Genomic DNA, 23,361 nt, shown 5'->3' on the forward strand with positions numbered 1-23,361 from the left:
CGCCCCGTCACCGCTCGTTGATGGTCATGTCGCCGCCCGACTGGTAGACGCGGCCGCCGCGGGTGGCACGGGCGTTCATCCGCACGGGGCCGGCGCGCGGCGCGGGCGGGGTGAGACTCCGCGTCAACCGGTCGAGTTCCTCGGCGAGTTCGTCGGTGCGCCGCTGATCGGCGAGCAGCAACTCCAGCAGCCTGGCCCGCCACACCTCGGTCAGCTCGGCCGCGTTGACCCGGCCGTCGTCCGCGAGCAGGACCGTCTGGGCCTCGGACAACTCCTCGTCCACTGTCGGTGCCTCGTCGGGGCGGACCCGGCGCCACAGGGCGACGACGCCGCCGCGCGCCTGCTGCCAAGCGTCGGTGGCCATCGCGGCGACCACCGCCGACCCCGCCAGTTGTGCGACCGTGTTCGGATCCATGCTCCCCCGGCCCCCTGCCCCCGTGCCCGTCATGTCCCAACCCTCGGGCCCTCAGGTTACGCCGCGTCGTCATCGCTGTCAGTCCGTCCCAACGCCGCGCCGACGACCACCCGTCCGACCACTCGACTTTCGTGGGGGGTCAGGGCTTCCAGGTGCGCAGGAAGGAGGCGATGCGTGGGGCGGTGCAGCGCGGGTTGTTGAGTTCGTGAGCGAGCGCGGTGAGCTGCTCGCGGGTGGGGCTGACCGGGATGTTGCTCGCTTCGAGGTACATGACGGCGGCGGCGCAGGCGACGGTGAGGTTGGAGCGTTCCAGCCAGCGGCAGCGGCCCAGGGTGTGGACGAGGGCGGCGGCGCGGGCGTAGGCGCCGTCGTAGACCGGGGTGTCGAGCAGTTCGCCGCGGTGGCGGGCAACGGCGGCGATGGGCACGCCGTAGTCGTCGGCGGCCGGGTCGCGGTGACCGGCCCGTTCTGCTACTTCGAGGATCCAGGATTCGTCGACGTGCAGGATCACGCGGCGACGCCCGGCCGAGAGCCGGCGTACGGGGCGTCGAGCTGCTGCTCCAGGTCGTCGAGGAACGAGCCGTGCTCGTCGATGAGCCGCTGGGCCGCTGCCATGCCGGCGGCCCGGGCGCCGGTGGTGTCCTCGATGATGAGCCGCTCGACGTACTTGTTGAAGTCCAGCCCGCGGGCGCGCGCGGCTGCCTTCCCGGCCTCCAGGGCGTTCTCGTCCAACCGGACCTGCGTCTGCTTCTTCGCGGAACTCATGCAACTATGGTAGCAGGGTGGTAGCAGTCGGGTGGAAGCCGCAGCGGCGGACGCGCAGGAGACGGGGCTCAGAGGCTCAGGGGCCCAGGAACTACGGCCGGCACGCTCGTACGGCGGCAGAGACCCTCCTGGAAACGCGCTGCCGACCACGATCTGGCAGTCCCTGCGACGCCGGTTGCGGAATTGGGTTGCAGTGGCTCAGGCGGATGCGGCGATACTCCGGCATGAGTAGAGACGCCGAGGTCATCGTGCTCGCTCGCTGGTCGGACGAGGTGATGGATCCATTGACCCGGGACGACCCTGACCGTACGTGGCGAGGTCGCTTCGTCCCGATAGCGGGGCACTGGGGCTATGAGTTCGGGTAGGCCCTGGAGTTGGAGAGGATGCGCGCCCGCAAGGGCCTGCTCAGGCACCTGGAATCGCTGCCGTGGCCGCATCCGCATACAGTCCAGGTTCTACTTCGCGACCAGGACGACGACTGCTTCGGGCTGTGGATGTTCCAGGAGGGCCGGCTGGTGGAAGTCACCATTGCGCGCACCGAGCGTTTCCACCAGCCGGCACCGTCGAATGAGGACTTCGAACCCGACCCGGGCATGCTGCTGCGCACCGACCAGAACACAGCTCTGCCCGAGCAGACGCCAGAAGCACGCCGCGACACCCGCCCACCCTGGTAGACCCAGTTCGACGGCTCATCCTGGGACGTCAGGGCGTCCCCTCACCGGCCGGGCGTGATGACAATACCGAGCGGGCTGCACCTGCCTTCCCCGGCAAGGTGGATCTTGCTTGTGAGTCCGACTCGCGAGCGTCTCAGTGCCTCGTCGGAACGATGACGTACCGGGCTTCCGCGCCGACCCGGGGTCTTGGGGCACGGGTGGAGGTACCAGCCGGGTGCTGATGAGCGCGGCAGGTCGTGGAATCGACGCCGAGATCCGGGATCATGAAGCATGCTCCCGGACGACTGGCACCTCACCCATGACGTTGACGACTTCCTCGCACGAGCCGGGGGCTTCCTGCGCTCGCGCCCCGCCCTGCACAACACGCCGCTGACGGACATCGAAAAGCTGCGGATACGCAGGCCGGACGCATACGGCCCGGTCACCGCCCTCCTCGGGCGACTGGAGGCCGGAGGCGAGGTCCGCGCGGTCTTCTATCTCACTTCGCGCGGCCGACTGGGCCTCACTCCCCTTTCCGTCGAGCAGACCGACGCCCTCGCCGCCCATCTGACAGCCCTCGGCCACTCGCCCGCCAACGTCATCGCGGACCACGACACCGCCACCGCATTCGCCGACTCCTGGCAGCGGCACACGGGCGCGGCGCCGGCACTCTTCTGGCGGACGCATCTCTACCGTCTCGGCACACTCACCCCGCCGCAGCCGCACCCGGAGGGCCGGGGCCGTCTCGTGGACGGGACAGACCGCGAACGCCTCGTGCACTGGTGCCGTGAGTTCTGCGTTGATGTCGGGGAGCAGTCCTCCATCGACTTGATCGACGCCGGCTCCTGGGACGACTCACGCTTCGGCGACCGGCACTTCACCTTCTGGGAGACCCCGGACGGCACCCCCGTCTCGATGGCCGCGGCGACCCCGGTCATCGGCGGCATGGTCCGGATCGACCCCGTCTACACCCCGGCCCGCCTCCGGGGCCGCGGCTACGCGGGCGCCGTGACGGTCGAGGCGAGCCGGGCAGCGTCGGCCGCGGGCGCGACGGACGTCGTCCTGTTCACGGACCCGGACAACCCCACCAGCAACGCCCTCTACCAGCGCATTGGGTATGTCCACGTCGCCGACTTCGCCGGGTACAAGTTCTCCTGAAGTGAATCGGGTCGTGCTGTGCTTCCTGTGGTGGGTGGTCAGGTGTTGAGGGCGATGGCCGCGTAAGCCGCCGACGTCAGGAGGTGGTGGGCGCGGCGGGGCGGGCGGCGGTGGGCGGGGCCGCGGCCGGGTGCTTCGACCGGGGCGGGCGAGCGGGACGGTTGGCGATCCGAGCGGGCCGTGGACGACGCACCGCCGGGGCAGGCGTGTCCGGGCGCTCCGGCCGCGCGCCGACCGAAACAATCGGGTTTGTGAGAGATATTCACGTGCGTACGCCGATCGCGACCGACGGCCGCCTCGACGCGGCCGCCAAGCACCCTGGCCTCAGTGACCCCCGCTACCTGCTGCGGCGTCGGGCCATCGCCTCGCTGGCCCGCGGACACCGGGTCGGTGACCCCTCACCACGAGTGGACTACACCGAGGCCGAGCAGCGGACCTGGCGCACCGTCCACCAGCGGCTCTGGGACGCCCAACGTGAGCATGCCTGCCGTGCCGCTCTCGACGCCCGTGAACAGGCGCCCGTGCCGGCGGACCACATCCCGCAGCATGCCGAGGTCGGGCTGCACTTGCGGAGGTTGACGGGCTTCGACTTCACCCTCGCGGGCGGTGTGGTCGCCAACAAGAGGTTCCTGGGTTCGATGGCCGACGGCTACTTCCACGCCGTGCAGTTCGTCCGCCACCCGGCCGTACCGATGTTCACCCCCGAACCGGACATCATCCATGACGTCTTCGGCCACGGGATCCACCTGGCCTCGCCGGCCTTCGCCGACGTCTACCGGCTGATCGGCGATGCGGCGATGGGCGTCGAGAGCAAGGACGTCCTCCAGATGATCAGCGACGTGTACTGGTTCACCCTGGAGTACGGAGTCCTCGACGAGGGCGGGACACCGAAGGCGTACGGGGCGGCTCTGCTCTCCTCGTCCGGGGAGATCTGCCGTCTGCGGCAGGCTCGGATCCGTCCGCTGGACATCCCCGCGATGCTGGTCACCGAGTACGACATCTCCGGGTACCAGCCGGTGCTCTTCAGCGCCCGCAGCCTGGACGAGGTCACCGACACCCTGGGCGGCTTCCTGTCGGCGCTCGACGACGAGAGCGCGCCGCGCTTCGGACGGGCCGCGGAGTCCTGAGAGCTGTGCCGTGCCAGTACCGCGTCACGGTTTCGCGGAGGTGAAGTCGACGAGGGCGTGGGAATCAAAAGACCGGGACATTCCCTCGCGGAGGGTGTCGCCCGGAATATCCGCCCAGGATCGTCCGTCGGGATTGCGGATTCGGCGGCGTGCGCATCACCTCCGAAACCGTGACGTGAGATTTCGGCTGCTGCGGTCGAGGGCGGGTGCGACTGGGGGTACAACAGCCGACGTCGCGTGTGTGGGGACTGCGCGGGCACGCGGCGGTGGACCGGGAGCTGTGTGTCCCGCGCTCGTGGACGCGGGACCCGGATCGCTGCCGGGCGGCGGGCCTGGGCGAGGACACCTTCTTTGCGACCGAGCCGGAGCCGGGTGACGTCAGCGCGGCCGTGCGCCTGTGGAAGGACTACGTCCACCAACCCGAGCGCGATCTGTGGCACGACAGGCCCCCTGGTGAACATGACCGTCGGTCCCGTCACCCGTCCGTTCTTGTCAGTTGATCGGGCCGAAGATCTCGGTGCGGTCGAAGTCGGTGTCCATGCCGTCCAGCACCGCTCCCAGTTGCTTCTCCTCGTACTTGAAGTGCGTCTCCATGACCGCCTCGATCCCGTCCAGGTGGCGGTGCGCCACTTCCGGGTCGGTCGAGTCGGCCACCGCCTTCTGCAATCCGCCGATGAGGTGCTCGATCATGTTGTGGTCCTGAGTCAGCTTCGCGACCACGGGCCCCAGGTCGGGTCGCGCCCGTACCAGTTCCGGGAACAGCGAACCGTCCTCGGCGCGATGGTGGCCGGACAGCGCGGCGCAGAACCCGTGGCAGAACAACAACAGGTCGGTGGCGGCGTCGGCGGGGTCACCGCTGTCCAGTCGCGCCCGCGCCAGCGCCAGCGCATTGCGCAGCTTGCCGTGCACCCGCTGCAGTTCCCCGCCCCAGGCCGTGACACGGTCAGTCGGCAAGAACGCCCTCCCGTCGCAGCCAGGCCGCGCACGCGGTCGTCCAGGACGCGGTGTGCGGCTCGCGCGCAATGAACTTGTGCGGCTCGCCGCCGTATTCCACGCCGTCGGCCAGGCCGATGCCGTGACTGCCGACCGGGTAGACGTGCAACTCCACCGGGACCCCGGCCGCCGCCAGCACCCGGGTCCACTCCAGGGCGTTGGGCAGGCCCGGCGGGTCCTGAGCGGTGGCCCATACGAAGGTCGGACACACCAAGGCATCCACATGCTTGGCCGGGGACAGCTCGTCCTTGATGGGCAGCAGGTCGCCCAGCAGGGTCTCGACGACCGGCGGCGGCAGCAGGTCGAGGTCGGCCAGCGCATAGGCCAGGATCGCGAAGTCCGGTCGGGGCGGGTCGACGACGCCCTCCTCGACGGACAGGACCCGGCCGGTCATGAGCAGGCCGGCGAGTTGGCCGCCCGCGCTTGATCCGATGACGCCGACCCGGCCGATGTCGAGGCCGTGGTCGCCGTTGCGGATGTGGTCCAACCCGGCCCGGGCGTCTTCGAGCGGGGCCGGGAACCGGTCCGGCAGCAGCCGGTAGGACAGGACGAAGGCGTGGATACCGAGGCCGGACAGCCAGCGCGCGTAGCCTTCGCCCTCGTGCGGTGGGAGTTCCCGGAAGCCACCGCCGGGCAGGACGAGGACGGCGGGGCGGGGACCGCGGAACCGGTCCGCTGCGGGGTAAAGCGTGATCTTCTGTGAAGTTGGGACGGGAATGGCCGTAGCCACCTTTCGGTACGACGCCTCCATGCCTGACGATCCACCCGCCACCGGCACGCGACGCTGCCTGAAATGGTAACCGGCAAGGACAGAGCGGCAATTGTGCCTCGCGCTGCCGCAACGGCGTCAGGGCGAGCACGCAGACTCCGAGGGGCGCGATTCGGCATGCCCCGGGCGTCCGCCCAGTGGAGATCGCATGGACGGCGGGCCCCTATGCGTGCTTCCGCGAGCACTTCGGCGGTGATGACGGCACCGAGGACAACCAGGCCGATGCGGGCACGGTGCCCCCGGGTCACCTGAGGCACCACACCCGTCCCCGCTGTCATGGCCTCTCCCCCTCGATGGGATCGAGGCCCCTTCGTCGCGGCGCGCCACCCGAATCGGGATGGCCGCTGTGTTGGGTGCCGACGGCCCGGAGGCGACCGGTAGTGGGTGCCGCCCCCACTGGCCGGCCGTCCCTGTGCTCCGCTCGCTTGAACCGATCGGCAAGGATCTCCGTTGTAGCACCGGATGCTGTGCCGTCCCGGCATGCAGAAGGAGAGCCGAGATGCCCGAAGAGCAACGACCCGATAGGCACATCTCGCGGCTGCAGAACACCCGTGAGACGTCCTTCCTCCCTCACATGGCGCAGGAGCCGCACCGCGACGCGATGCGCGGCGGCCCCAGTCACGACTACGGCGCGCACAGTCAGCTCCCCGAATTCGGGGAGAATGCCGACGATCTGCCGCGCTATCCCGGTAGTCCGCCGCCCAGCTTCCGGAGCCATGACCCGCGACACAGCCCGTACCCACCGCCCAGTTTCCGGAGCCAGGACCCCCGACACGCTCCATCGAGTGCGGGAGCGGTCGGGCGCTCCACACCCTTGCCCCACGAGACACCGCATGACGTGGAGGACGGCCGTAGCAGCGTTTTGTACGCGCTCAACGCCATCGAACCCATTTCGTTCGAGCAGCAGTCCCCTTGGTCCAGGCCGCAGAGCCGCTCGGACCGTCACACCTGGGGTGTCCCGCCGAACCAGGCATCAATTGCCGCCCACGCCGCCATGTCAGGGGGCAGCGTGACACGCTCCGTTGCCTCCCGGTCCAACCTCAACGACGCACCAGTGGCTCAAGGCAGGTCGCAGGGCTCCCCGCAGACCAGCCAGAGCCGATCCAACGCCGGACACTTTCAGGCATCAGCTCGACCGGACGGGACATCACAGGGTCTGCGACGGTAGCAGCCGGGACTGCGAGTCCGTGACCCGCCTCGTGAGCTGATCACCTGTTCCGAGCCCTCGCCCTGCCGGTGGCCGCGGTCTCACTCCGGATGGCGTGGACGGTGGACCAGGAGTGGCCGAAGCGGAACAGTTCGGTGGCGGTCACCGTCCAGGACGACCGAGACGGTCGCCACCATGCGGCCGTCCGCGAGGCGGGGTGGGTGCCGCCAAGGCGCTCCAACAGAACTCGGGCCTTCTCCTCGGCCTCCGCAGGTCGTTAGCCGGGGCAGGGGTGGGCGCTGTGGGTACCGGGTGGCTTGCGTGGACCGGTGTGTGCCGTTCACCGGGCCGTCGCCGGGGTGCCGATGTCCTTTCCGTGACCGGCGCGGGCGATGTCGGACAGGCGGGTGACGATCAGTTCGATGTCGTCGCGGGTGGTGCGGTAGTTGGTGACGCAGGCCCGGATGCCGTGGCGGCCGGCGAGCCGGGCGGGGCCGAGGAGGGCGGTGCCGTCCTCGATCAGCTCGGCGAGTACGGCCGTGTGGTCGGCCTCGGTGGCCCCCTTGATCCGCAGGCAGACGGCGGTCAGTGACGGGGACGCCATCCCGGAAGGTGTCCACACCGCGGCGATGTACGAGGCGGAGTACGCGCAGGCCCGCGCCGGTTGGGCGCGGTCGCGGACCAGCAGGCAGCCCGCCTCCAGGGGAGCGAACAGCAGCTTGTGCGGGTCGAGGGCGATGGAGTCCGCGCGGTGGCACGCCTCGAATGCCGCGCGCTTGCGTTCGGACAGGACGAACAGTTCGGTCTTCCCGGCCGCTTCGCGGAACACGGATGCCGGAACATGACGGCCTCAAATGGTCTTGTGCGCGCCGCCATCGACCAGCCAGTTGGATCCGATGACGCTGGGCATCGTCGGAGACGCGAGCAGGAGCACGGCTCGGGCGATCTCCGCTGGGTCAATCAGTTGGCCGGTCACGATTCCGGCGTGCTCAGGCAACATCTCCAGCATCTTGTCGTGATCGAGATTCATGCGGGCTGCCAGCTCCGCGCCGAAGCCCTCCTTGTCGAGGAGAGCGGAAGTCCGTGTGCCGGACGGGGTGACGACATTGACCCGCACTCCCGATCCCGCCACCTGTTCCGCCAGCCCGCGGGAGAACGAGTTCAACGCGGCTTTGGCCGCCGAGTACGACAGCGGCGCCCTGCGGGGATCGCGGGCGTTCTGCGAACTGATGTTGACCACTGCGCCCCGAGAGCGCGTCAGAGCCGGAAGGGCGGCCCGAGTGGTCTCGACGGCAACGTTGAGGTTCAAGGCGAAGGTGTCCGCCCAAACGTCGGCCGTACCTCCGAAGAGGTCGGCAAGTGTCTCCTCGGTCGGCACGCCGCCTCCCGCGTTGTTCACCAGCACATCGAGGCGAGGGTTCAGCGCGAGTGCCTCGTCGACCACTCGCTGAGGGACACCCGGTGACTTGAGATCGCCGGATATGAACGTGGCACCGGTGGCCTCGAGTTCGGGTGTGCTCGTTCGGGACACACCGACAACGTCGGCGCCTTCGGCGCGGAACGCCGTGACGATCGCCAGGCCTATGCCTTTGCTTGCCCCTGTGACAAGAACACGCTTGCCCTTGAGATCCAGATCCACGAGTTTCTCCTGTTAGTGAGTGCCGTCCTGGCACAGCGACGGAGTACGTGGTCACGTTAGCCGGGTAGGTGGATGGACCCCGCTCGTCCACGCGGAAATGAGAGGCATTGCCGGCCGAGCCGTCTCACATGACCGCTCGCCCAGTTCACACCGGACTTCACCGGCCGACCGCGCCCACCCCTCGGCGAGCACCACTTCGATCTGTTGTGATCGGCGACATGGAGGTGCGGGAGCGTCGGGCCGGACGGCCGGGGTATCGGTGTTGAGGACGTCAATGCTCTCGTTGGAGAGGTTGCGGCGGGAAAGGCGATCCATTCGTCGTAGAGTTCGGCGAGGACCGCGGTCGCGAGGCGGAGGACGCCGACTGGGTTGGGGATTGGGGAAGGACTGGACGACGTCGGTGCGGCGTTTGATTTCCCGGTTCAGCCATTCCAGCGGGTTCGTCGCCGGGGTCTTCTTCCGGTGCTGGTGGGAAAGTCCGCGAACGCGGTCCGGTGTTCTTTGGCCTCCAACAGCATCTCTGACCTTGGGGAACTGTCGGCCGGGCATGTCGGCAACCGTGTCGAGCTGGGTGCGGACGGCGTCCGCGGTGGGCTGGGCGAAGGCGGAGCGGATCGTCGTACCGCCGATCATGGTCGGGTGGTGGTGGGGAGCGCGCCTCATGCAGCGGAGAATCACGGACCTGTCTGCCGACGTGATCGCTGAACTCGCCGCTGAGACCGGCCCGTCCATCATCGATCCGGGGTCACTCACGACGTGCCGGACCGCAGGTTCGGCGTGAACCGCTCCACCACCGCCCGGGCCGTCGGTCAGGCGCGGCCCCGCGCGCGAACAGGACGACCAGTATCGTCAACAGCGCCGAGATCCAGGTCCGTCGGCCCACCGCCGGACGCAGGAATCGCGGCACGCTCGTCTCCGGCAGGAACAAGCCGAACGCCGTCGAGTGCACAGTGGTCACGGACGACGCAGGCGACGCGCCGGGGCGCAGCCCGACCGGCCCCTCATGCCGCGCGGACATCACCCAGGCCCGCCAGTTGGGGCTGTCGAGCTCCTGGCCGAGGGGCCCGCAGTGGAGATTCTCACCGCCGCCGGGTATCAGGGTCTGAGCGCGCAGACCGGCGGCCTGGTGGTGACATCACCACATCGCAAGTCCAAGAATGCCCCGGCCCGGCCCGAGGAGATGCGCGAACGACAGCGCAAGGTCACTCCTCGTCGCAAGGCACACTCCTCACGTCGTACGAGTCGAGCACGGCATCGCACATCTGAGGAACTGGCGGCCCCTGGCCCGCCGCCTCGGCTGCCGCGCGCGCATGAGCGACACCGTTCAGGCCGTCGCAGGCCTGCTGTCCCATCGGCAAGACCGCGGACCTGGCGTCGACACGGCAGAGGTGGGGACCGGGCCCCGCCGCCGTTCTCGACGCCTCCCTGCCTACCGCGTACGAGCTCGTCAGGCCAGCGCCGCGGCCAGGCGGGTCAGCGATGTGTCGAGTTCGTCGGCGGTGACGACCGGCATTCGCATCAGATGCCCCGGGTGTGTGACCGCTGCCCAGTCGTAGGTCTGGGTCACCTCGGTGCGACCGTTGCCGGTCGGTGTGAGCTTCCAGGTGAAGCGGTGCCCGGACGAGCGCTGTCCGGGCTGTCCGGGTGCCCAGCCGAGGAGCCGGTTCTCGGTGAAGGCGACGACGCGGTTCTCGATCCGGTAGTCGCCGTGCTCCTCGCTGTGCATGGTCATCATGAAGGTGTCGCCTACGGCGGCGAGCGGCTGGGAGGTCTCGGCGCGCCGCAGTCGGCCGGTGGCGTCGAGTTCGGGGTGGCGGCGGGGGTCGCGGAGGACGGCGAAGATCCGTTCGGCCGGTGCGTCCAGTACCTGCGAAACGGTGGTGTGGGTCGGGCCCTCCATGGTGACCGGGTCCGGGTAGAACCGGGCCCAGGCGATCCGTTCATCGCGGGTGGTGAGGATGACCGGACCGCGCAGCAGAACCGTCACCCCGGTCGGGGCGGTGCCTCGGTACTCCCACTCCGACCACAATTCGTCGCCGTTCTGGGCGTGGCGCAGGATCTCGACATGGAGGTCGGGCAGCCCCGCCAGGATCTTCGTCCAGTTCACGGCGACCTCGCCGGAACCGATGAATCCTTCGGCCGGTCGCAGAGGTCGTTCGGCCACGTAGTCCTCAGTGAAACAGCCGGCGATCCGCTCCGGGACGTGGGAGTTGATCGCGTCGCGCAGTGATTGAAGGGCCCGAGGGAGCATGGCCTGGATCTCCTAGCGGTGGTTCGTCCTGTCATGTCGATCATGAATATCGGAAGTGCTGCCCGGCAACCGGACACTGCCGGGACAACGCCCGGACCCCGTTGGGCCACAATCGACATCGTGAACGATTCAGCAGGACCGGCACGAAAGGCGATCAGCTTCGCTGCGCTCTTGCGGGATTTACGGGAGGCCAGGTCGCTGACCCAGCAGGAACTGGCCGACGCCGCCAGGCTGTCCGTCGACGCGGTCAGCGCGCTGGAACGCGGGCGACGGACCCAGCCCCAGCCGCACACCGTGCGGATGCTGGCCGCAGCGCTGCAGCTCCGAGACGCCGACCGCATGGCGCTGCTGTCCTCCCTGGGGCGGGCCGGGAACGTGGCGCTCGAAATGCCGTCCCGCAAGCTGACGCCCCGCACGCCGTCGCCGTCGAGCGTCGAGGTGGTCGGCCGTGACGCCGAGGTCGCGGAAGTCGTCGACGCCCTGGGCTCTGCGCCGGGCCGGCTGGTGACGCTCACCGGTCCGGGCGGGGTGGGCAAGACCACCGTCGCCCTCGTAGCCGCTGATGTGCTGGCCGCCGAGCGCCCGGGCGCCGTGTACTTCGCCGACCTCACCGCCGCCGCCGGACCCGACGACGCCCTCGCGGCCGTGGCCCACGCGGCGGCCTGTGCCGCCGGCACCGTGGCCGGCCTCGCGGAGCATCTCGCCGGGACGTCGGCCCTGCTCGTGCTCGACAACCTGGAGCGCGTCACAGCCTTCGGCCCCCACCTGGCCGAGCTGCTCACGGCCTCCCCCGACACGGTGATCCTTGCCACCAGCCGGGTCCCGATGCGCGTACGCCGGGAACGTGAGATGCGTATCGCCCCGCTCGGTCCGAGCGCGGCGGAGCAGCTCTTCGGCGAGCGGCTGGCCGCCGCCGGGGCACCGCCCATGGGGAGGGAAGACGACAGTGCCGTCACGCAGCTGTGCAGACAGACCGACGGGCTGCCCCTGGCCATCGAACTCATGGCCGCCGCAGCGGCCCGGCTGGGGCCCCCGGCGCTGCTTGAGCGGATCGACACGCTCACGGAACTGCCCGTGGCCGGCCCACGGGACCTGCCTGCGCGGCAACGCACCATGGCGGCCACCGTGGAGTGGAGCTGCCAGATGCTCGGCCCCGCGGCCCAGCGCCTGCTCCCTCGGCTCTCCATGCTGCCTGGCAGCTTCTCCCTCGATACCGTCGACGCGATCGCCGCGGCGGACGCGGCGGACGCGGCGGACGGGGCGGACGGGGCAGACGCGGTGAGAGCGCTCGTCGAGCTGATCGAGCACTCCCTGGTGGCTCGCGCCGACGACACGGGGCCGGGCACGCGGTACCGGCTGCTGGAACCGATCCGCCGGCACGCCGTCGAGACCCTTGAACCGGCCGACGGGGAACACGTGCGTCGAGGCGTGGCCCGATGGGCTCTGCGGGCGGCACGCGAACACGGTGCACGGATCCGGGGCCGGGGCGACATGACAGCGGTCGAGCGGGTCGAGACCGACCGCCATGTGCTGCGGCTCGGCTTCGACCACCTCGTCGACACCGGCCAGTACAACGCCGCCGCCGAACTGCTGTGGTCGGTGTGGCTGCCGCTGTGGATGACCGGGCACACCCACGAAACCCTCGCCTGGACCAACCGCCTGCATGAGGACGACCTGAGCGAACATGGACGTGCCCGCTGGCTGGTGGCGCGCGCCGGGTCCAATCGCATAGCCGCAGACCTGTTCACCACCGCGCAGCGGGCGATGCGTCTTGCCGAGCGGATCGACGACGCCTCGCTGACCGCGGAAGCAGCGATCTTCGCGTCGGCGGCGGCGTTGCGCCTGGAGGACTTCGACGGTTCACGGACTCTGTTGGCCAAGGCAGAGGTCCTGATGAAGAAGCGCCTTGATGTGGAGCGCGACGTGTGGACGGCCGTACACGTGCCGATCGGCTACGGCGACGGTGCGCTGTTGCGCGGCGACCGGGCCGCGGCGGCGCGACACTGGCGGGCCGCGGCGGACACGGCGCGGAAGCTGGGCAGTGAGTTCTCGGTCCCGGCGGTCCTCGCGGAGTGCGCGCAAGCCGCCCGCCGCGAAGGACGCCTGGACGACGCCGCCGTGATGCTTGCCACCGCCGCCGAACTCTCCCCCCAGCAGGACGAGAGGCCGCGGACACAGTTGGCGGGCGTGGCCGCAGCCGTGGCCGCCGACCTCGGTGACGTGGCATCAGCACAATGGTGGGAGGGCGTGGCAGGCTCGGAACCAGCCCCGGACTCCGACCAACTCGGCGAACGGTTCCGGGAACTTGTCCGGCGCGCCGAGACCGTTTCGGGGCGGGGCTGAGCCCGGCCGCCCGCTGACGACCGCCCACCGGGAAAACGTTATGTTCTCGAAGCCTTCCCCGCCTCGAAAATGCACTGCCTGGAGTGGCCAACCAAGTCAAGACTTACCCTTCCAGGAATTTTATCTTAAGGCCAATGGCGCAACGTCGTCTCCGTTGCCGAGAAAGCGGAGGCGAATGGAGTTCTCGGCAAACAGGAGGAATCGAAATGGAGTACGGCCTGCACGAGAAGGCAATGCACTTTCTGAGGCAATTGGCATCCTCAAATTTCGACGCGGCGCGCGCAATGTGCACGAAGTGGTCCGTTGGTTCGAGAAGACCGACGAGGTGCTGCAGCAGCAGAATCTCCAGTTGACGCGGATCGACGGGGCGCACGAGGAGTTTCACGCCATGATGTACCTCCGGTTCAGGGACGGCCTCGTCGACCGGGTGGAAGAGTACGGATACGCCACGCCGGCATCAGCGTCGGGCAGGTGCTGACCGTGGGATCCGCCGAGGTGAGGGAAGGAACCATCGCCGTGCCGGGCGGCGAGGTGTGGTACCGCCGGATGGGACACGGTGGCAGGCCTCTACTGCTGGTCCACGGTGGGCCGGGGTACCCGAGTGATGTGTTGTTCGAGGCGTTCGAACCCCTGACTCAAAGATTGGGACATATTCGACCGGCTCGATCAGATCCGGATTCCGACGCTCGTCCTCGGGGGCGAGTTCGATGAATGCGTTCCCACGCACCTCGCTGACATCGCCGCGCGCATCCCGGGATCCGAGCATGTGACACAGACGGGAGCAGCCCACATGGGGTTCCTGGAGGAGGAACCGCTGCGGCGGGAGTACGTGGAAATCATCCGGAACTACCTGGCGCGGACCGAAGCCTGAGCGTGTGCCCGGCCGCACACCAACTCTGGCGCGGCTGGCTTGGCCGGGTGTCCAGCACGGGCGCCGGCCTTGCCTTCGAGCGGGCCCTGGCCATGCCGAGGATCTGCCGCGCTATCCCGGTGGCTGCGCGGCGCGGGTGCCCACGCGCGGCGTGCTCCTGCACGCCGACGCTCCGCGTCGGCCGGTTCCCCGTATCGCGTAGGCCCGGTCGAGGGCCTGATCGGCGGATCCGTTTCGGGTGGCTTGCGTGGACCGGCGTGTGTCGTTCACCGGGCCGTCGCCGGGGTGCCGATGTCCTTTCCGTGACCGGCGCGGGCGATGTCGGACAGGCGGGTGACGATCAGTTCGATGTCGTCGCGGGTGGTGCGGTAGTTGGTGACGCAGGCCCGGATGCCGTGGCGGCCGGCGAGCCGGGCGGGGCCGAGGAGGGCGGTGCCGTCCTCGATCAGCTCGGCGAGTACGGCCGTGTGGTCGGCCTCGGTGGCCCCCTTGATCCGCAGGCAGACGGCGGTCAGTGACGGGGACGCCATGAGTTCCAGGTCCGGAGCGGCTTCGACGAGGTCGGCGAGGTACTGGGCGAGGTCGAGCACGTGGTCGGTCACGGCCCGGAAGGTGTCCACACCGAAGGTCTGCAGGGCGCTCCATATCTTGAGTGCCTTGAAGCTGCGGGACAGCTGGGGGCCGTAGTCCATGTAGTCGACCATCAGGGGGTCTTCGTCCGCGGCGATGTACGAGGCGGAGAACGCGTAGGCCCGCGCCAGTTGGGCGCGGTCACGGACCAGCAGGCAGCCCGCCTCCAGGGGGGCGAACAGCAGCTTGTGCGGGTCGAGGGCGATGGAGTCCGCGCGGTGGCACGCCTCGAATGCCGCGCGCTTGCGTTCGGACAGGACGAACAGCGCACCGTAGGCCCCGTCGAGGTGCAGCCACAGGTCCTCGCGTGCGCACACGTCCGCGACGGCGTCGATCGGGTCGATGGAGCCGCTGGTGACCGTGCCCGGGGTGGCGACGACGCAGAACGGCTCCAGCCCGGCCGCCCGGTCGGCGCGGACGGTCTCCTCCAGCAGGTCGACCCGCATGCGGTACTGGTCGTCGGTGGGGATGTGCCGGACGTTGTCCAGGCCGATGCCCAGGATCGCCGCCGCCTTGTCGACGGAGCGGTGCGCTTCCACGGAGGTGTACACGACCAGCTGGGGCCCGGTCGTCTGCAGGCCCTGCTCGCGAAAGTGCGGGCGCCGGACGTGCAGGGCGGTGGTGAGGGCGTTGAGGGTGGCGATCGAGCCGCCGCCGGTGAGGATCCCGCCCGCCTCGTCGCCGTACCCGAAGAGCCCGCCCAGCCACCTGATGACGGAGCGCTCGACCACGCTCGCGGCCGGCGAGAGCTGCCAGAAGTTGCAGTTCTGGTTGATGGTGGCGGCGATTGCCTCGGCGTAGGGGGCGATGCCGTTGGGCGGGCCCTGCACGTAGGCGAGGAAGCGCGGGTGGGCCACGGTGGTCGAGTTGGGGAGGATCTTCTCCTTGATCTCGTGGAAGACCCCTTCGACGCCGATGCCCTGGTCGGGGAACGGCGTTTCCAGCAGGCCGGAGAGAACCTCCCGGTCCACCTCGGGAACGAGCGGGCGCCGGGCGACGGACTCCTCGTAGTCGTGGAAGAAGGCGTTCAGCAGCCGGCCGGCGGCCTCGCGCTCGTCCCGGGTCAGTCCGAGCAGCGGCTTTTCGGGCATCAGCGTCTCCAGGGCTTCGCGGTTGTCTTCGCCTTGTCCGGCCAAAGTAGCCGTGAAGCCGCCGCACAGGATGGCAAATATGCCCTTTCAAGCCGGTTGCATTAGCGCTCTGTGCCATGAGAACTACAGATCGCGCAACTTCCGCGCACTCGCTGTCCTCCTGGTCGGAGTCTCGGGCCGCCAGGCCACTCGCATGTCTGCTCCGCGATCACGTACCGGACGAGCTGAACCCACGGGGGGCTCCCGCCGTTCCTAGCCTCGGGCTCACAACGCCCCACCCCACCACTCACGAAAGGACCGGTCTCCCATGCCAGTCATCAACAACTCTCTGCCGGAGCGCGACCGCGAGACCGCGGGTGCGGCGCTGCAGGCGACTCTGGCCGACCTTCTCGACCTGTCCCTGGTGGCCAAGCAGGCCCACTGGAACCTGTGCGGCCCGCGATTCCGCTCGGTTCACGTCCAGCTCGACGAGGCCGCCACCATCGCTCGGAACCACGCGGACACGGTGGCCGAACGCGCGGCCGCCATGGGCGTCAGCCCGGACGGACGGGCCGCGACCATAGCCGCAACCAGCGGCGTGCCCTCCTTTCCGTCAGGCTGGACCAAGGACAGCGATGCCGTCGCGTCCTTGGTGCACGCACTCTCCGCGGTGACCGAGAGGCTGCGCAAGCGCATCGTCGAGGTCGGCCCGGTGGATGTCGTCACCGAGGACCTCCTCATCGGACTCACGGCGGATCTGGAGCACCAGAGCTGGATGTTCCAGGCCGAGAACCGGGTCTGACCAGCAGCGGGCGGGCATTCACGCGAGGCGGTCATCACCCTGCGCTCCTGCTGCCGGGCGAAGACCGCCTCGCAGCCGGGGTCACTGGCGGGTCCGGGTCCAGGTCCGGCCGGTTGCCATGCCACGTCGTGGGGTCTTGCGTAGAGAGTCGTTGGTATTCTGTGCCATGGACAAGACCGATCGCGCAATTATCGCGCACTTGATGGAGAACGGACGTCTCGCCAACACCGAGCTGGCCGATCTCGTAGGCCTGTCTCCCTCCCCGTGTCTGCGCCGGGTCAGGCAACTGGAGAACAGCGGTGTGATCACCGGCTACCGCGCGACGGTCGAGCCGGCCGCCGTCGGCCGCGGGTTCCAGGTGCTGCTGCACGTCGAGATGGCCGTGCAGGACAGAGCCACCATCGAGGCGTTCGAGGCCGCGGTCGGCGAACTCGACGAGGTCGCGAACTGCCTGCGGATGTTCGGCCAGCCCGACTACCTGCTGTGGATCGCCGTGCCCGACCTCGATGCCTACGAGCGCTTCTACATGGCGCACCTCACCGACCTGCCCGGGGTGGCGCGCACCCACTCGCAGTTCACCATGAAGACGATCAAGAGCACCCCCGAGTTTCCCATCCGGCCACGGTGACCAGTCGCCGCCGAGTGGGCCGAGGCGGTCCCGTCGGGTGCGCGTCCGCCCAGTCACCGCCCGTCCGTCACGGAATCTTGAGGAGCAGTGCGGCAAGGCCCTCCGGGTCGGTGATCATGCAGTCGTGGCCGGTGTCCAGCTCCCACACCACCGCGGGTTCTCCGTTGGGCTGGAGCGGGGGAACGGCACGCCGCTCCCCTCCGGCACAGTGGATGTGTGTGCGAGGAACCCTGTCGGCCGCCGGGTTCACCAGGCGGACCGGCTGCTGAAGGGTTCGCAGCGGCTGGTCGGACAGAGTGCCGCGCAACCATGCCACGTCGTCCGGGTCGGTGACCCCGAACAAGCCCGCAGGGGGCGGCAGTTCGGGCAGCGGGGGGATACGCCAGCCGTCGCCGGAGCTCTCCGCGAGCTGGACCATGAACTCGACCTGGTAGACCGGGAGCACGTCGGCCGCGCTCTCGCCGTCCGCAGGTACCAGCGCTTCGACGTAGACCGCGTGGGAGATTCGCTCGGGGACACGATCGGTCACCGCCGACACGATCATCCCCGCGTAGCTGTGCCCCACCAGGATCACGTCGGTGAGGTCTTCGGCGAGGATGAGACCGACGACGTTTTCGACATGTGTGTCGAGCCCGACTTCGGGGCCGAGCAGGTGCGCACGGTCCCCGAGACCGGTCAGGGACGGGGCGTACACCTGGTGCCCGGCGGACTCCAGCAGCGGGACTGTCCGGTCCCAGCAGGCACCGCCGTGCCAGGCACCGTGAACGAGCACGTACAGGGACATGAGGTTTCCTCTTCCTTGACGGTGGGGCGAATGCGAACGCTGGGGTACGGCACGGAGCCGCACCTCACGTGTCAGTCGTGAGCTCCGGGGGCTTGCGTCGTGACGCCGCCGGTGTCGGTCCATTGGGCCAGCAGGCGCAGGGAGGTCTCGGACGGGCTCCCGTGCTCGGTGCCGTAGACGAAGAGGGTCTGGTCCGGGTCGTCCACGGGATTGAGGGCCTGGCAGGTGACGGTGACCTCGCCCATGAGGGGGTGGTGGTAGGCCCTGGTGCCGGTCGCACGCCGGTGGACCTTGGCGTCCGCCCAGAACCGGCTGAAGTCCTTGCTGCGTATGGACAGCTCACCGACCAGGCTGCTCAGGGCGGGGTCGTCGGGGTGGCGGCCCGCGTCGAGGCGGAGCATGGCGGCGGTGTCGGCGGCGACGCGGGACCAGTCCCGGTACAGTTCGCGCGCGTGCGGGTCGAGGAAGACGAAGCGGGCCTGGTTCCGCTCGGCCGCGGGCAGCGCGCGGAAGTCCGTGATCAGGCGTCCTGCGAGCTCGTTGTGGGCCAGCACGTCAAGGCGTCGTCCCAGGACGAAGCCCGGGCGGCCGGCCTGCTGGAGGGTGTCCAGCAGGTCCCGGGTGGCACGGTGCACTCGCTGGGGGCGGGGACGGCGGGGCCGGACCGGCCGTGGCCCGGTGAGGGTATGCAGGTGGCCGCGCTCGGCGTCGTCCAGCTGCAGGGCGGTGGCGAGCGCGTCGAGGACCTCTGCCGAGGCGCTGCGGCTGCGGCCCTGTTCGAGACGGGTGTAGTAGTCCACGCTCACACCTGCCAGCCCGGCGAGTTCCTCCCGGCGCAGTCCGGACACGCGGCGTCGACCCGGCCCGACGCCGTCGAGCCCCGCCCTCTGCGGGGTGAGGCGCGACCGGGCGGAGCGGAGGAACTCCGCCAGCGATGCACGGTCGGGGTACTCACGGTCCATCTGCCCAGGGTCGCACGGCCGTTGAGGACTCCACGGCGGGAGGGTGGCCCAGTCGGTCCCCCGATGTCCGTCACGTGGGTCTCGCGGACAACCCTCCGGTCCGGCCGGCAGGACGGGGCCGGCGCCGCTGCCCGCGACGACGCCGCCCGATGGGCCCGTCCTGCGGACCGGCCCCTCGTCAGCCCCGCTCGGCCGCGAGGATCTCGGCCGCCCGCTCACCGACCACCATGGAAGGGGCCATGGTGTTGGCGACCGTCACATGGGGCAGCACCGAGGCATCGGCGACGCGCAGGCCCTCGATGCCGTACACCTTGAGCCTCCCGTCCACGACGGCTCCCTCGTCCCGTCCCATCCGGGACGTACCGCACTGGTGCCAGAAGGTTTCCACGGCGTCGCGCACGAACCCCTCCACCGTGTCCGTCACCGACGACGCCGGGGACACCTCCCGCTCGACGAACGGGCGCAGCGCCGCGGAGTTGCCGATCTCCCGGGCCGTGGCCACGGCGGACAGGGCCGAGCGCACGTCGTCGGGGTCGGCGAGGAAGTTCGTCTCGATGCGCGGTCCGGCCATCGGGTCCGTGCTCGCCAGGCGGACCCGGCCACGGCTGCCGTCGCGCGGGCGCATGGCAGGCATCAGGGTGAAACACCGCTCCGGCGGCGGGTACTGCGCAGCGCTCTCGGCGGAAACGGACGGCGCAGGCGAGAGGTACATGACGAACTCCGGTGCACCCGGCCGTGTTTCGTCCTCCCAGAAGCAGACGGCCTGGCTTCGCGTGGGCACCGGCAGCGGTACGTCCGTCGCCTCCCACATGCAGGGCAGACGTATGTGGTCGTCGAGGTTGCGGCCGACACCGGGCAGGTGCTGGGCCACCGCGATGCCCAGGTCCCGCAGTTCGCGTTCGTCCCCGATCCCGGACCGCATCAGCACGGCCGGGGTGCTCAGCGCGCCCAGCGACAGCACCACCTCCTGCGACGCGTTGACGCGCAGCGGCCTGCCGTCGCGCACGATCTCGACGCCGCGGGCCCGGCCGGCGGAGACCAGGACGCGGGCGACCGTCGTGTGCGGCAGTACCGTCAGGTTCGGCTGGCCCACACGGTCTGCGACGTAGCGGCGGAAGGGGGTCTGCCGCACGCCGTCGTGGATGTTCTCGTCCCGCACGGCGCCACCGGAGTTCGCCTCCATCAGGGCGCCGTTGGCACTGCCGAACCGGGGGATGCCGGTGGCCTCGGCGCCGTCGAGGAAGGCGGTGAAGAGCGGATGCACGTCCTGGGACGGCCGTATCCGCATCGGCCCGCCGGTGCCCCGGCGCTCGGGGTCGGGCGCGCCCTGCCAGTCCTCGATGCCGCGGTAGTGCTCCAGTACGTGCGCGTAGCCCCACGTGGGATCGCCCGTGGCCTTGGCGTAGGAATCCCAGTCGGTGCGGTGGCCGCGGGCCCACACACCCGCGTTGACGGCGCCTCCCCCGCCCAGTCCGCGGCCTGTGGCGTAGGCGAGCCGGCGCCCGTTCAGATGGTGGTTCGGCTCCGTGACATGGTCCCAGGTGCGCTCGGTGCCGAGGTTGGCCGGCCACAGGTCGGGATTGCGAACCCGCTCGTCGTCGTCACTGCCGCCGCTCTCGACGAGCAGTACCGTGACGGCCGGATCGGCCGCGAGCCTGCCCGCGAGAACGGAACCTGACGAACCGGCGCCGCACACGATGTAGTCGAACGTGGCACCGTCGTCCAGGTGGTCGGCGAGGGCGAGCCGGTGCGTGGTCGCGGCCGTGGTCGAGGTCGGCACCGGGGCCGGGGCCTGGGTCACCGCGGCGTCGGCACGTCCGGGGTGGCTGCTCATGTTCAGCGTCTCCTTGGAGTATCAGCCGCGGTCGGTGTCCCGGGCCTGTTCATAACCGAGTTCGAGCAGGGCGGCACGCAGCTTCTCCGCGGCGTCGTCCAGTGCGGACTGGTCCTCCTCCGGCTTGGCCTTGGTGAAATCGAAGTCGGACATGTCCCAGACCGGAGCGACATGGATGTGCAGGTGCGGCACCTCGAAGCCCGCGACGACGAGGCCGGCCCGCGGAGCGTCCCAGGCCCGCTGCACTCCTTGCCCGACGGCCTGGGCGACCTCCATGCACCACGCCAGAAGCGGGCCGTCTGCATCCGTCCACCGGTCGATCTCACGCCGGGGGACGACGAGGGTGTGGCCAGGCCGCAAGGGGGCGACGGTGAGAAACGCGGTGACCTCGGGATCCTGCCAGACAAAGCGTCCGGGCAGCTCACCGGCGATGATGCGGGAGAACACAGTGGGCACGGTCGAAGTTCCTTTCACATACGGCGGACGGCTCCTCCGCAGAGGCGCGGGCCGGTCCTATTGCCGCCCCGGGTCACGGATGAAGTCCGAGGGACGGAAGGGAAGTTCCTCACGAGGCCACCTGGCGTCCCGCTGGAAGGCCTCGTCGTCGAAGCCCGCGAGGGTGTCGCGGAGTTGGCGGAGGTTGCCCTGCTCAAAGTACAGGGCTCGCAAGGTGTACTGCGACACCGCCATGGTGTGCCTGCGGTCCTCGTGCGGGATCAGCCCCATCTCCGCGGCGCGGCGGTGCCCCCAGACCACATCGCGGATGTCCTCGTCCACCCGTCGCAGGCGGGCGTCGACGAGAGCGAGCAGCTTCGGCAGCGGCGCCCCGCGGCCGAGGAAGACACGGAGCAGTACGGGGTCCTTGACCGTCATGGTGTCGTCGTCCCCTTCGACGACCCAGTGCCTGAGCGCGCTCTCGCCCGCCGGGGTGATGCGGAACACCTGAGCGTGGCGCGATCCGCCCAGCGACACCTCACTGTCCTGGACCAGGCCCAGAGCAAGGAGCCGACGCAGTTCGCGGCGGATGTGGCTGACGGCCGGCGCCGAGTAGAAGAACCGCAGGGCGAAGGCCGTCCGTTGCTTGATCTCGCCCGCCGAGAGCATCTCACCGTTGACGAACAGGATCCCAAGGACCGCGTACGCGGTGGCGGTCAGCTCCCCGTCGGCCCCCGTCCGGGGCATGTCGCTGTTGTCCTTCATGGCCGAAGCATAGGCGGCAGGTAACCCCATCCGTGCACGGAAAGTCACCACCTAGTTCAACTATTAGTCTCACAGGCAGCGGTCGCTCTCCACGCTGCACGCCGATCCGAGATATGGGGGATTCAGCAAAAGTCAGGCAGCACACGTCATTTGACAGACAGCCCAATGCGGGCGAGTTCACACAGAGGACATAACACCCTCTAGCAGCGGGACTAGTAGTCTTATGGACTGTAGCCAACCGCGAAGAGGAGCAGTGATGAGGGAGCTGGACACCGAGGATCGGCTGCGTCGGCCGGCAGCCATCCGTTCGCTGCGGGTGGGCGAGCTGAGCGTGAGTTACGTGCCGGACGGAGCGGTCAAGATGGTTCCGCGCAGCCTCTTCCCGGCGACGTCGGACGAGACATGGGCACGAAACGGCCAGTACTTGGACCCGTCCGGCTGGTTGACGATCAGCGCCGGCGGTCTGCTGATCGAGCATGGTGAGCGAGCCATGCTGGTCGACGCCGGCTACGGGCCGTTCACCGAGCCGGTTTCCATGATGGAACACGGCATGGCGTCGATGTACGGCGGTTCGCTCCTGGAGAGCCTCGCCACGCTCGGACGCAGTCCGCACGAGATCGAGGCGGTTGCGATCACCCACCTCCACGTCGAGCACCTGGGCTGGGCCGCACACCCGGAGCCGGACGGCTCCCAGCCCGCCTTCGGGCACGCGGCGTACCTCGTCTCGCACCGGGAGTGGGAGGACCGCCACACGACGTTCGGGGTGACGGAGCAGGTCGCGGACGCACTCGCTCCGCGGGTGCGTGCCGTCGCGGACGGGGACGAGGTGTTCCCGGGAGTGCGCGCCGTAGCGCTGCCCGGCCACACGGCCGGGCAAATGGGGTACGAGGTGACCTCCGGCGGCGACCGCCTGCTCGCGTTCGCCGACGTCCTGCACTCCCCGGCGCAGGTCGCGCACCCGGACTGGGCGATCGTGGGCGAACCGGCGCCCGACGTGTCGGCCGGACTGCGGCGCGAGGTGCTCGGCCGGCTCGCCGACGAGGGCATCGTCGGATTCGGCATCCACTTCGCCGACGTCCCCTTCGGCCGGGTACGGCGTGCTGGGGACGCCTTCGCCTGGGAACCGTTGCCCTAGTCGCACGTCCCGACCCGGACGACGGCTCCGCGCGGCGGCGCGGTGCGCGGGTGCCGGAGGCACGGGGCCGCCGGCACCGCGGTACCTGGTGGGCGTGGTCGGTGGGTGTTCAGGAGCGGTGGGCCCAGGGAATGGATTCGAGGAGGTGTTCGAGTCGGAGTTCGCCGTCGCGGGTCTGGCCGCCG

23 protein-coding genes and 2 pseudogenes are annotated in these 23,361 nt (G+C 69.7%); 9 read left to right on the top strand and 16 right to left on the bottom strand.

Annotated features, from left to right (window positions below; translation table 11 throughout):
* Positions 1-7: 7 nt before the first annotated feature.
* The 3 genes from ACFV9J_RS36435 to ACFV9J_RS36445 form a co-directional block, all read right to left on the bottom strand.
* Entirely contained in the window at positions 8-415 is a 408-nt protein-coding gene (locus tag ACFV9J_RS36435) for a hypothetical protein (protein ID WP_385361885.1), read from the bottom strand.
* 139 nt (positions 416-554) lie between these two features.
* The gene (locus ACFV9J_RS36440) at positions 555-926 is read right to left on the bottom strand and encodes a fic family toxin-antitoxin system, toxin component (protein WP_385361887.1); all 372 of its coding nucleotides are present in this window, start codon (positions 924-926) and stop codon (positions 555-557) included.
* A complete protein-coding gene (locus tag ACFV9J_RS36445) occupies positions 923-1,180 on the bottom strand; it encodes a hypothetical protein (protein ID WP_385361889.1) in 258 nt (85 codons plus the stop codon). The genes ACFV9J_RS36440 and ACFV9J_RS36445 overlap by 4 nt, the downstream gene beginning before the upstream one ends.
* 383 nt (positions 1,181-1,563) lie before the next feature.
* On the opposite strand from ACFV9J_RS36445, the gene ACFV9J_RS36450 reads away from it, so the two are divergent.
* Positions 1,564-1,854, top strand: coding sequence for a hypothetical protein (locus ACFV9J_RS36450; protein ID WP_385361891.1), 291 nt, complete (start codon positions 1,564-1,566; stop codon positions 1,852-1,854).
* Positions 1,855-1,898: 44 nt separating this feature from the next.
* Here ACFV9J_RS36450 and ACFV9J_RS36455 read toward each other — a convergent pair.
* Positions 1,899-2,107 (bottom strand): annotated as a pseudogene (locus ACFV9J_RS36455) (IS5/IS1182 family transposase); the annotation flags it as partial.
* A gap of 17 nt (positions 2,108-2,124) precedes the next feature.
* On the opposite strand from ACFV9J_RS36455, the gene ACFV9J_RS36460 reads away from it, so the two are divergent.
* The 3 genes and pseudogenes from ACFV9J_RS36460 to ACFV9J_RS36470 all read left to right on the top strand — a co-directional run.
* The gene (locus ACFV9J_RS36460) at positions 2,125-2,991 is read left to right on the top strand and encodes a GNAT family N-acetyltransferase (RefSeq protein WP_385361893.1); all 867 of its coding nucleotides are present in this window, start codon (positions 2,125-2,127) and stop codon (positions 2,989-2,991) included.
* Between the two features lie 251 nt (positions 2,992-3,242).
* On the top strand, positions 3,243-4,118 hold the full coding sequence (locus ACFV9J_RS36465) for a phenylalanine 4-monooxygenase (RefSeq protein WP_385361895.1): 876 nt from the start codon (positions 3,243-3,245) through the stop codon (positions 4,116-4,118).
* Between the two features lie 245 nt (positions 4,119-4,363).
* A pseudogene (locus ACFV9J_RS36470) lies at positions 4,364-4,486 on the top strand (IS701 family transposase); the annotation flags it as partial.
* A gap of 124 nt (positions 4,487-4,610) precedes the next feature.
* On the opposite strand, the gene ACFV9J_RS36475 reads toward ACFV9J_RS36470, so the two are convergent.
* The 6 genes from ACFV9J_RS36475 to ACFV9J_RS36500 all read right to left on the bottom strand — a co-directional run bounded on the left by ACFV9J_RS36475 (position 4,611) and on the right by ACFV9J_RS36500 (position 10,917).
* The gene (locus ACFV9J_RS36475) at positions 4,611-5,072 is read right to left on the bottom strand and encodes a hemerythrin domain-containing protein (protein ID WP_385361897.1); all 462 of its coding nucleotides are present in this window, start codon (positions 5,070-5,072) and stop codon (positions 4,611-4,613) included.
* Entirely contained in the window at positions 5,062-5,841 is a 780-nt protein-coding gene (locus ACFV9J_RS36480; RefSeq protein ID WP_385361899.1) for an alpha/beta hydrolase, read from the bottom strand. The genes ACFV9J_RS36475 and ACFV9J_RS36480 overlap by 11 nt, the downstream gene beginning before the upstream one ends.
* Before the next feature lie 1,526 nt (positions 5,842-7,367).
* Positions 7,368-7,856 (bottom strand): hypothetical protein, encoded by a 489-nt coding sequence (locus tag ACFV9J_RS36485; RefSeq protein ID WP_385361900.1) that lies wholly within the window; start codon positions 7,854-7,856, stop codon positions 7,368-7,370.
* A 21-nt stretch (positions 7,857-7,877) separates the two neighbouring features.
* Entirely contained in the window at positions 7,878-8,666 is a 789-nt protein-coding gene (locus ACFV9J_RS36490) for an SDR family NAD(P)-dependent oxidoreductase (protein WP_385361902.1), read from the bottom strand.
* A 51-nt stretch (positions 8,667-8,717) separates the two neighbouring features.
* Positions 8,718-9,401, bottom strand: coding sequence for a transposase (locus ACFV9J_RS36495; protein WP_385361931.1), 684 nt, complete (start codon positions 9,399-9,401; stop codon positions 8,718-8,720).
* Between the two features lie 712 nt (positions 9,402-10,113).
* On the bottom strand, positions 10,114-10,917 hold the full coding sequence (locus tag ACFV9J_RS36500; RefSeq protein ID WP_385361904.1) for a nuclear transport factor 2 family protein: 804 nt from the start codon (positions 10,915-10,917) through the stop codon (positions 10,114-10,116).
* A gap of 120 nt (positions 10,918-11,037) precedes the next feature.
* On the opposite strand from ACFV9J_RS36500, the gene ACFV9J_RS36505 reads away from it, so the two are divergent.
* The gene (locus tag ACFV9J_RS36505; RefSeq protein ID WP_385361905.1) at positions 11,038-13,260 is read left to right on the top strand and encodes an ATP-binding protein; all 2,223 of its coding nucleotides are present in this window, start codon (positions 11,038-11,040) and stop codon (positions 13,258-13,260) included.
* A gap of 175 nt (positions 13,261-13,435) precedes the next feature.
* Complete coding sequence (locus ACFV9J_RS36510; protein WP_385361907.1) at positions 13,436-13,738, top strand: hypothetical protein; 303 nt, start codon at positions 13,436-13,438, stop codon at positions 13,736-13,738.
* Positions 13,739-14,397: 659 nt separating this feature from the next.
* Here the strand turns inward: ACFV9J_RS36510 and ACFV9J_RS36515 are convergent.
* Positions 14,398-15,852, bottom strand: coding sequence for a pyridoxal phosphate-dependent decarboxylase family protein (locus tag ACFV9J_RS36515; protein WP_385361909.1), 1,455 nt, complete (start codon positions 15,850-15,852; stop codon positions 14,398-14,400).
* 307 nt (positions 15,853-16,159) lie between these two features.
* Here ACFV9J_RS36515 and ACFV9J_RS36520 point away from each other — a divergent pair, with 307 nt between their 5' ends.
* Together ACFV9J_RS36520 and ACFV9J_RS36525 are read left to right on the top strand one after the other, a co-directional pair.
* The gene (locus tag ACFV9J_RS36520; RefSeq protein WP_385361911.1) at positions 16,160-16,633 is read left to right on the top strand and encodes a Dps family protein; all 474 of its coding nucleotides are present in this window, start codon (positions 16,160-16,162) and stop codon (positions 16,631-16,633) included.
* Between the two features lie 166 nt (positions 16,634-16,799).
* Entirely contained in the window at positions 16,800-17,261 is a 462-nt protein-coding gene (locus tag ACFV9J_RS36525) for an Lrp/AsnC family transcriptional regulator (protein ID WP_385361913.1), read from the top strand.
* A 67-nt stretch (positions 17,262-17,328) separates the two neighbouring features.
* On the opposite strand, the gene ACFV9J_RS36530 is transcribed toward ACFV9J_RS36525, so the two are convergent.
* From ACFV9J_RS36530 to ACFV9J_RS36550, 5 genes are all read right to left on the bottom strand, one after another.
* Positions 17,329-18,045, bottom strand: a complete 717-nt coding sequence (locus ACFV9J_RS36530; RefSeq protein ID WP_385361915.1) for an alpha/beta fold hydrolase — start codon at positions 18,043-18,045, stop codon at positions 17,329-17,331.
* Between the two features lie 71 nt (positions 18,046-18,116).
* Positions 18,117-19,007, bottom strand: coding sequence for a helix-turn-helix transcriptional regulator (locus ACFV9J_RS36535; RefSeq protein WP_385361917.1), 891 nt, complete (start codon positions 19,005-19,007; stop codon positions 18,117-18,119).
* A gap of 178 nt (positions 19,008-19,185) precedes the next feature.
* The gene (locus ACFV9J_RS36540) at positions 19,186-20,841 is read right to left on the bottom strand and encodes a GMC family oxidoreductase (RefSeq protein ID WP_385361919.1); all 1,656 of its coding nucleotides are present in this window, start codon (positions 20,839-20,841) and stop codon (positions 19,186-19,188) included.
* A gap of 21 nt (positions 20,842-20,862) precedes the next feature.
* Positions 20,863-21,297, bottom strand: a complete 435-nt coding sequence (locus tag ACFV9J_RS36545) for an HIT family protein (protein ID WP_385361921.1) — start codon at positions 21,295-21,297, stop codon at positions 20,863-20,865.
* A 57-nt stretch (positions 21,298-21,354) separates the two neighbouring features.
* Entirely contained in the window at positions 21,355-22,041 is a 687-nt protein-coding gene (locus ACFV9J_RS36550) for a hypothetical protein (RefSeq protein WP_385361923.1), read from the bottom strand.
* Between the two features lie 256 nt (positions 22,042-22,297).
* On the opposite strand from ACFV9J_RS36550, the gene ACFV9J_RS36555 reads away from it, so the two are divergent.
* Positions 22,298-23,176 (top strand): MBL fold metallo-hydrolase, encoded by an 879-nt coding sequence (locus tag ACFV9J_RS36555; RefSeq protein ID WP_385361925.1) that lies wholly within the window; start codon positions 22,298-22,300, stop codon positions 23,174-23,176.
* Positions 23,177-23,361: the final 185 nt, after the last annotated feature.

The sequence above is a fragment of the Streptomyces sp. NPDC059906 genome (genome assembly GCF_042730645.1).
Taxonomy (GTDB): Bacteria; Actinomycetota; Actinomycetes; order Streptomycetales; family Streptomycetaceae; genus Streptomyces; species Streptomyces rubrogriseus.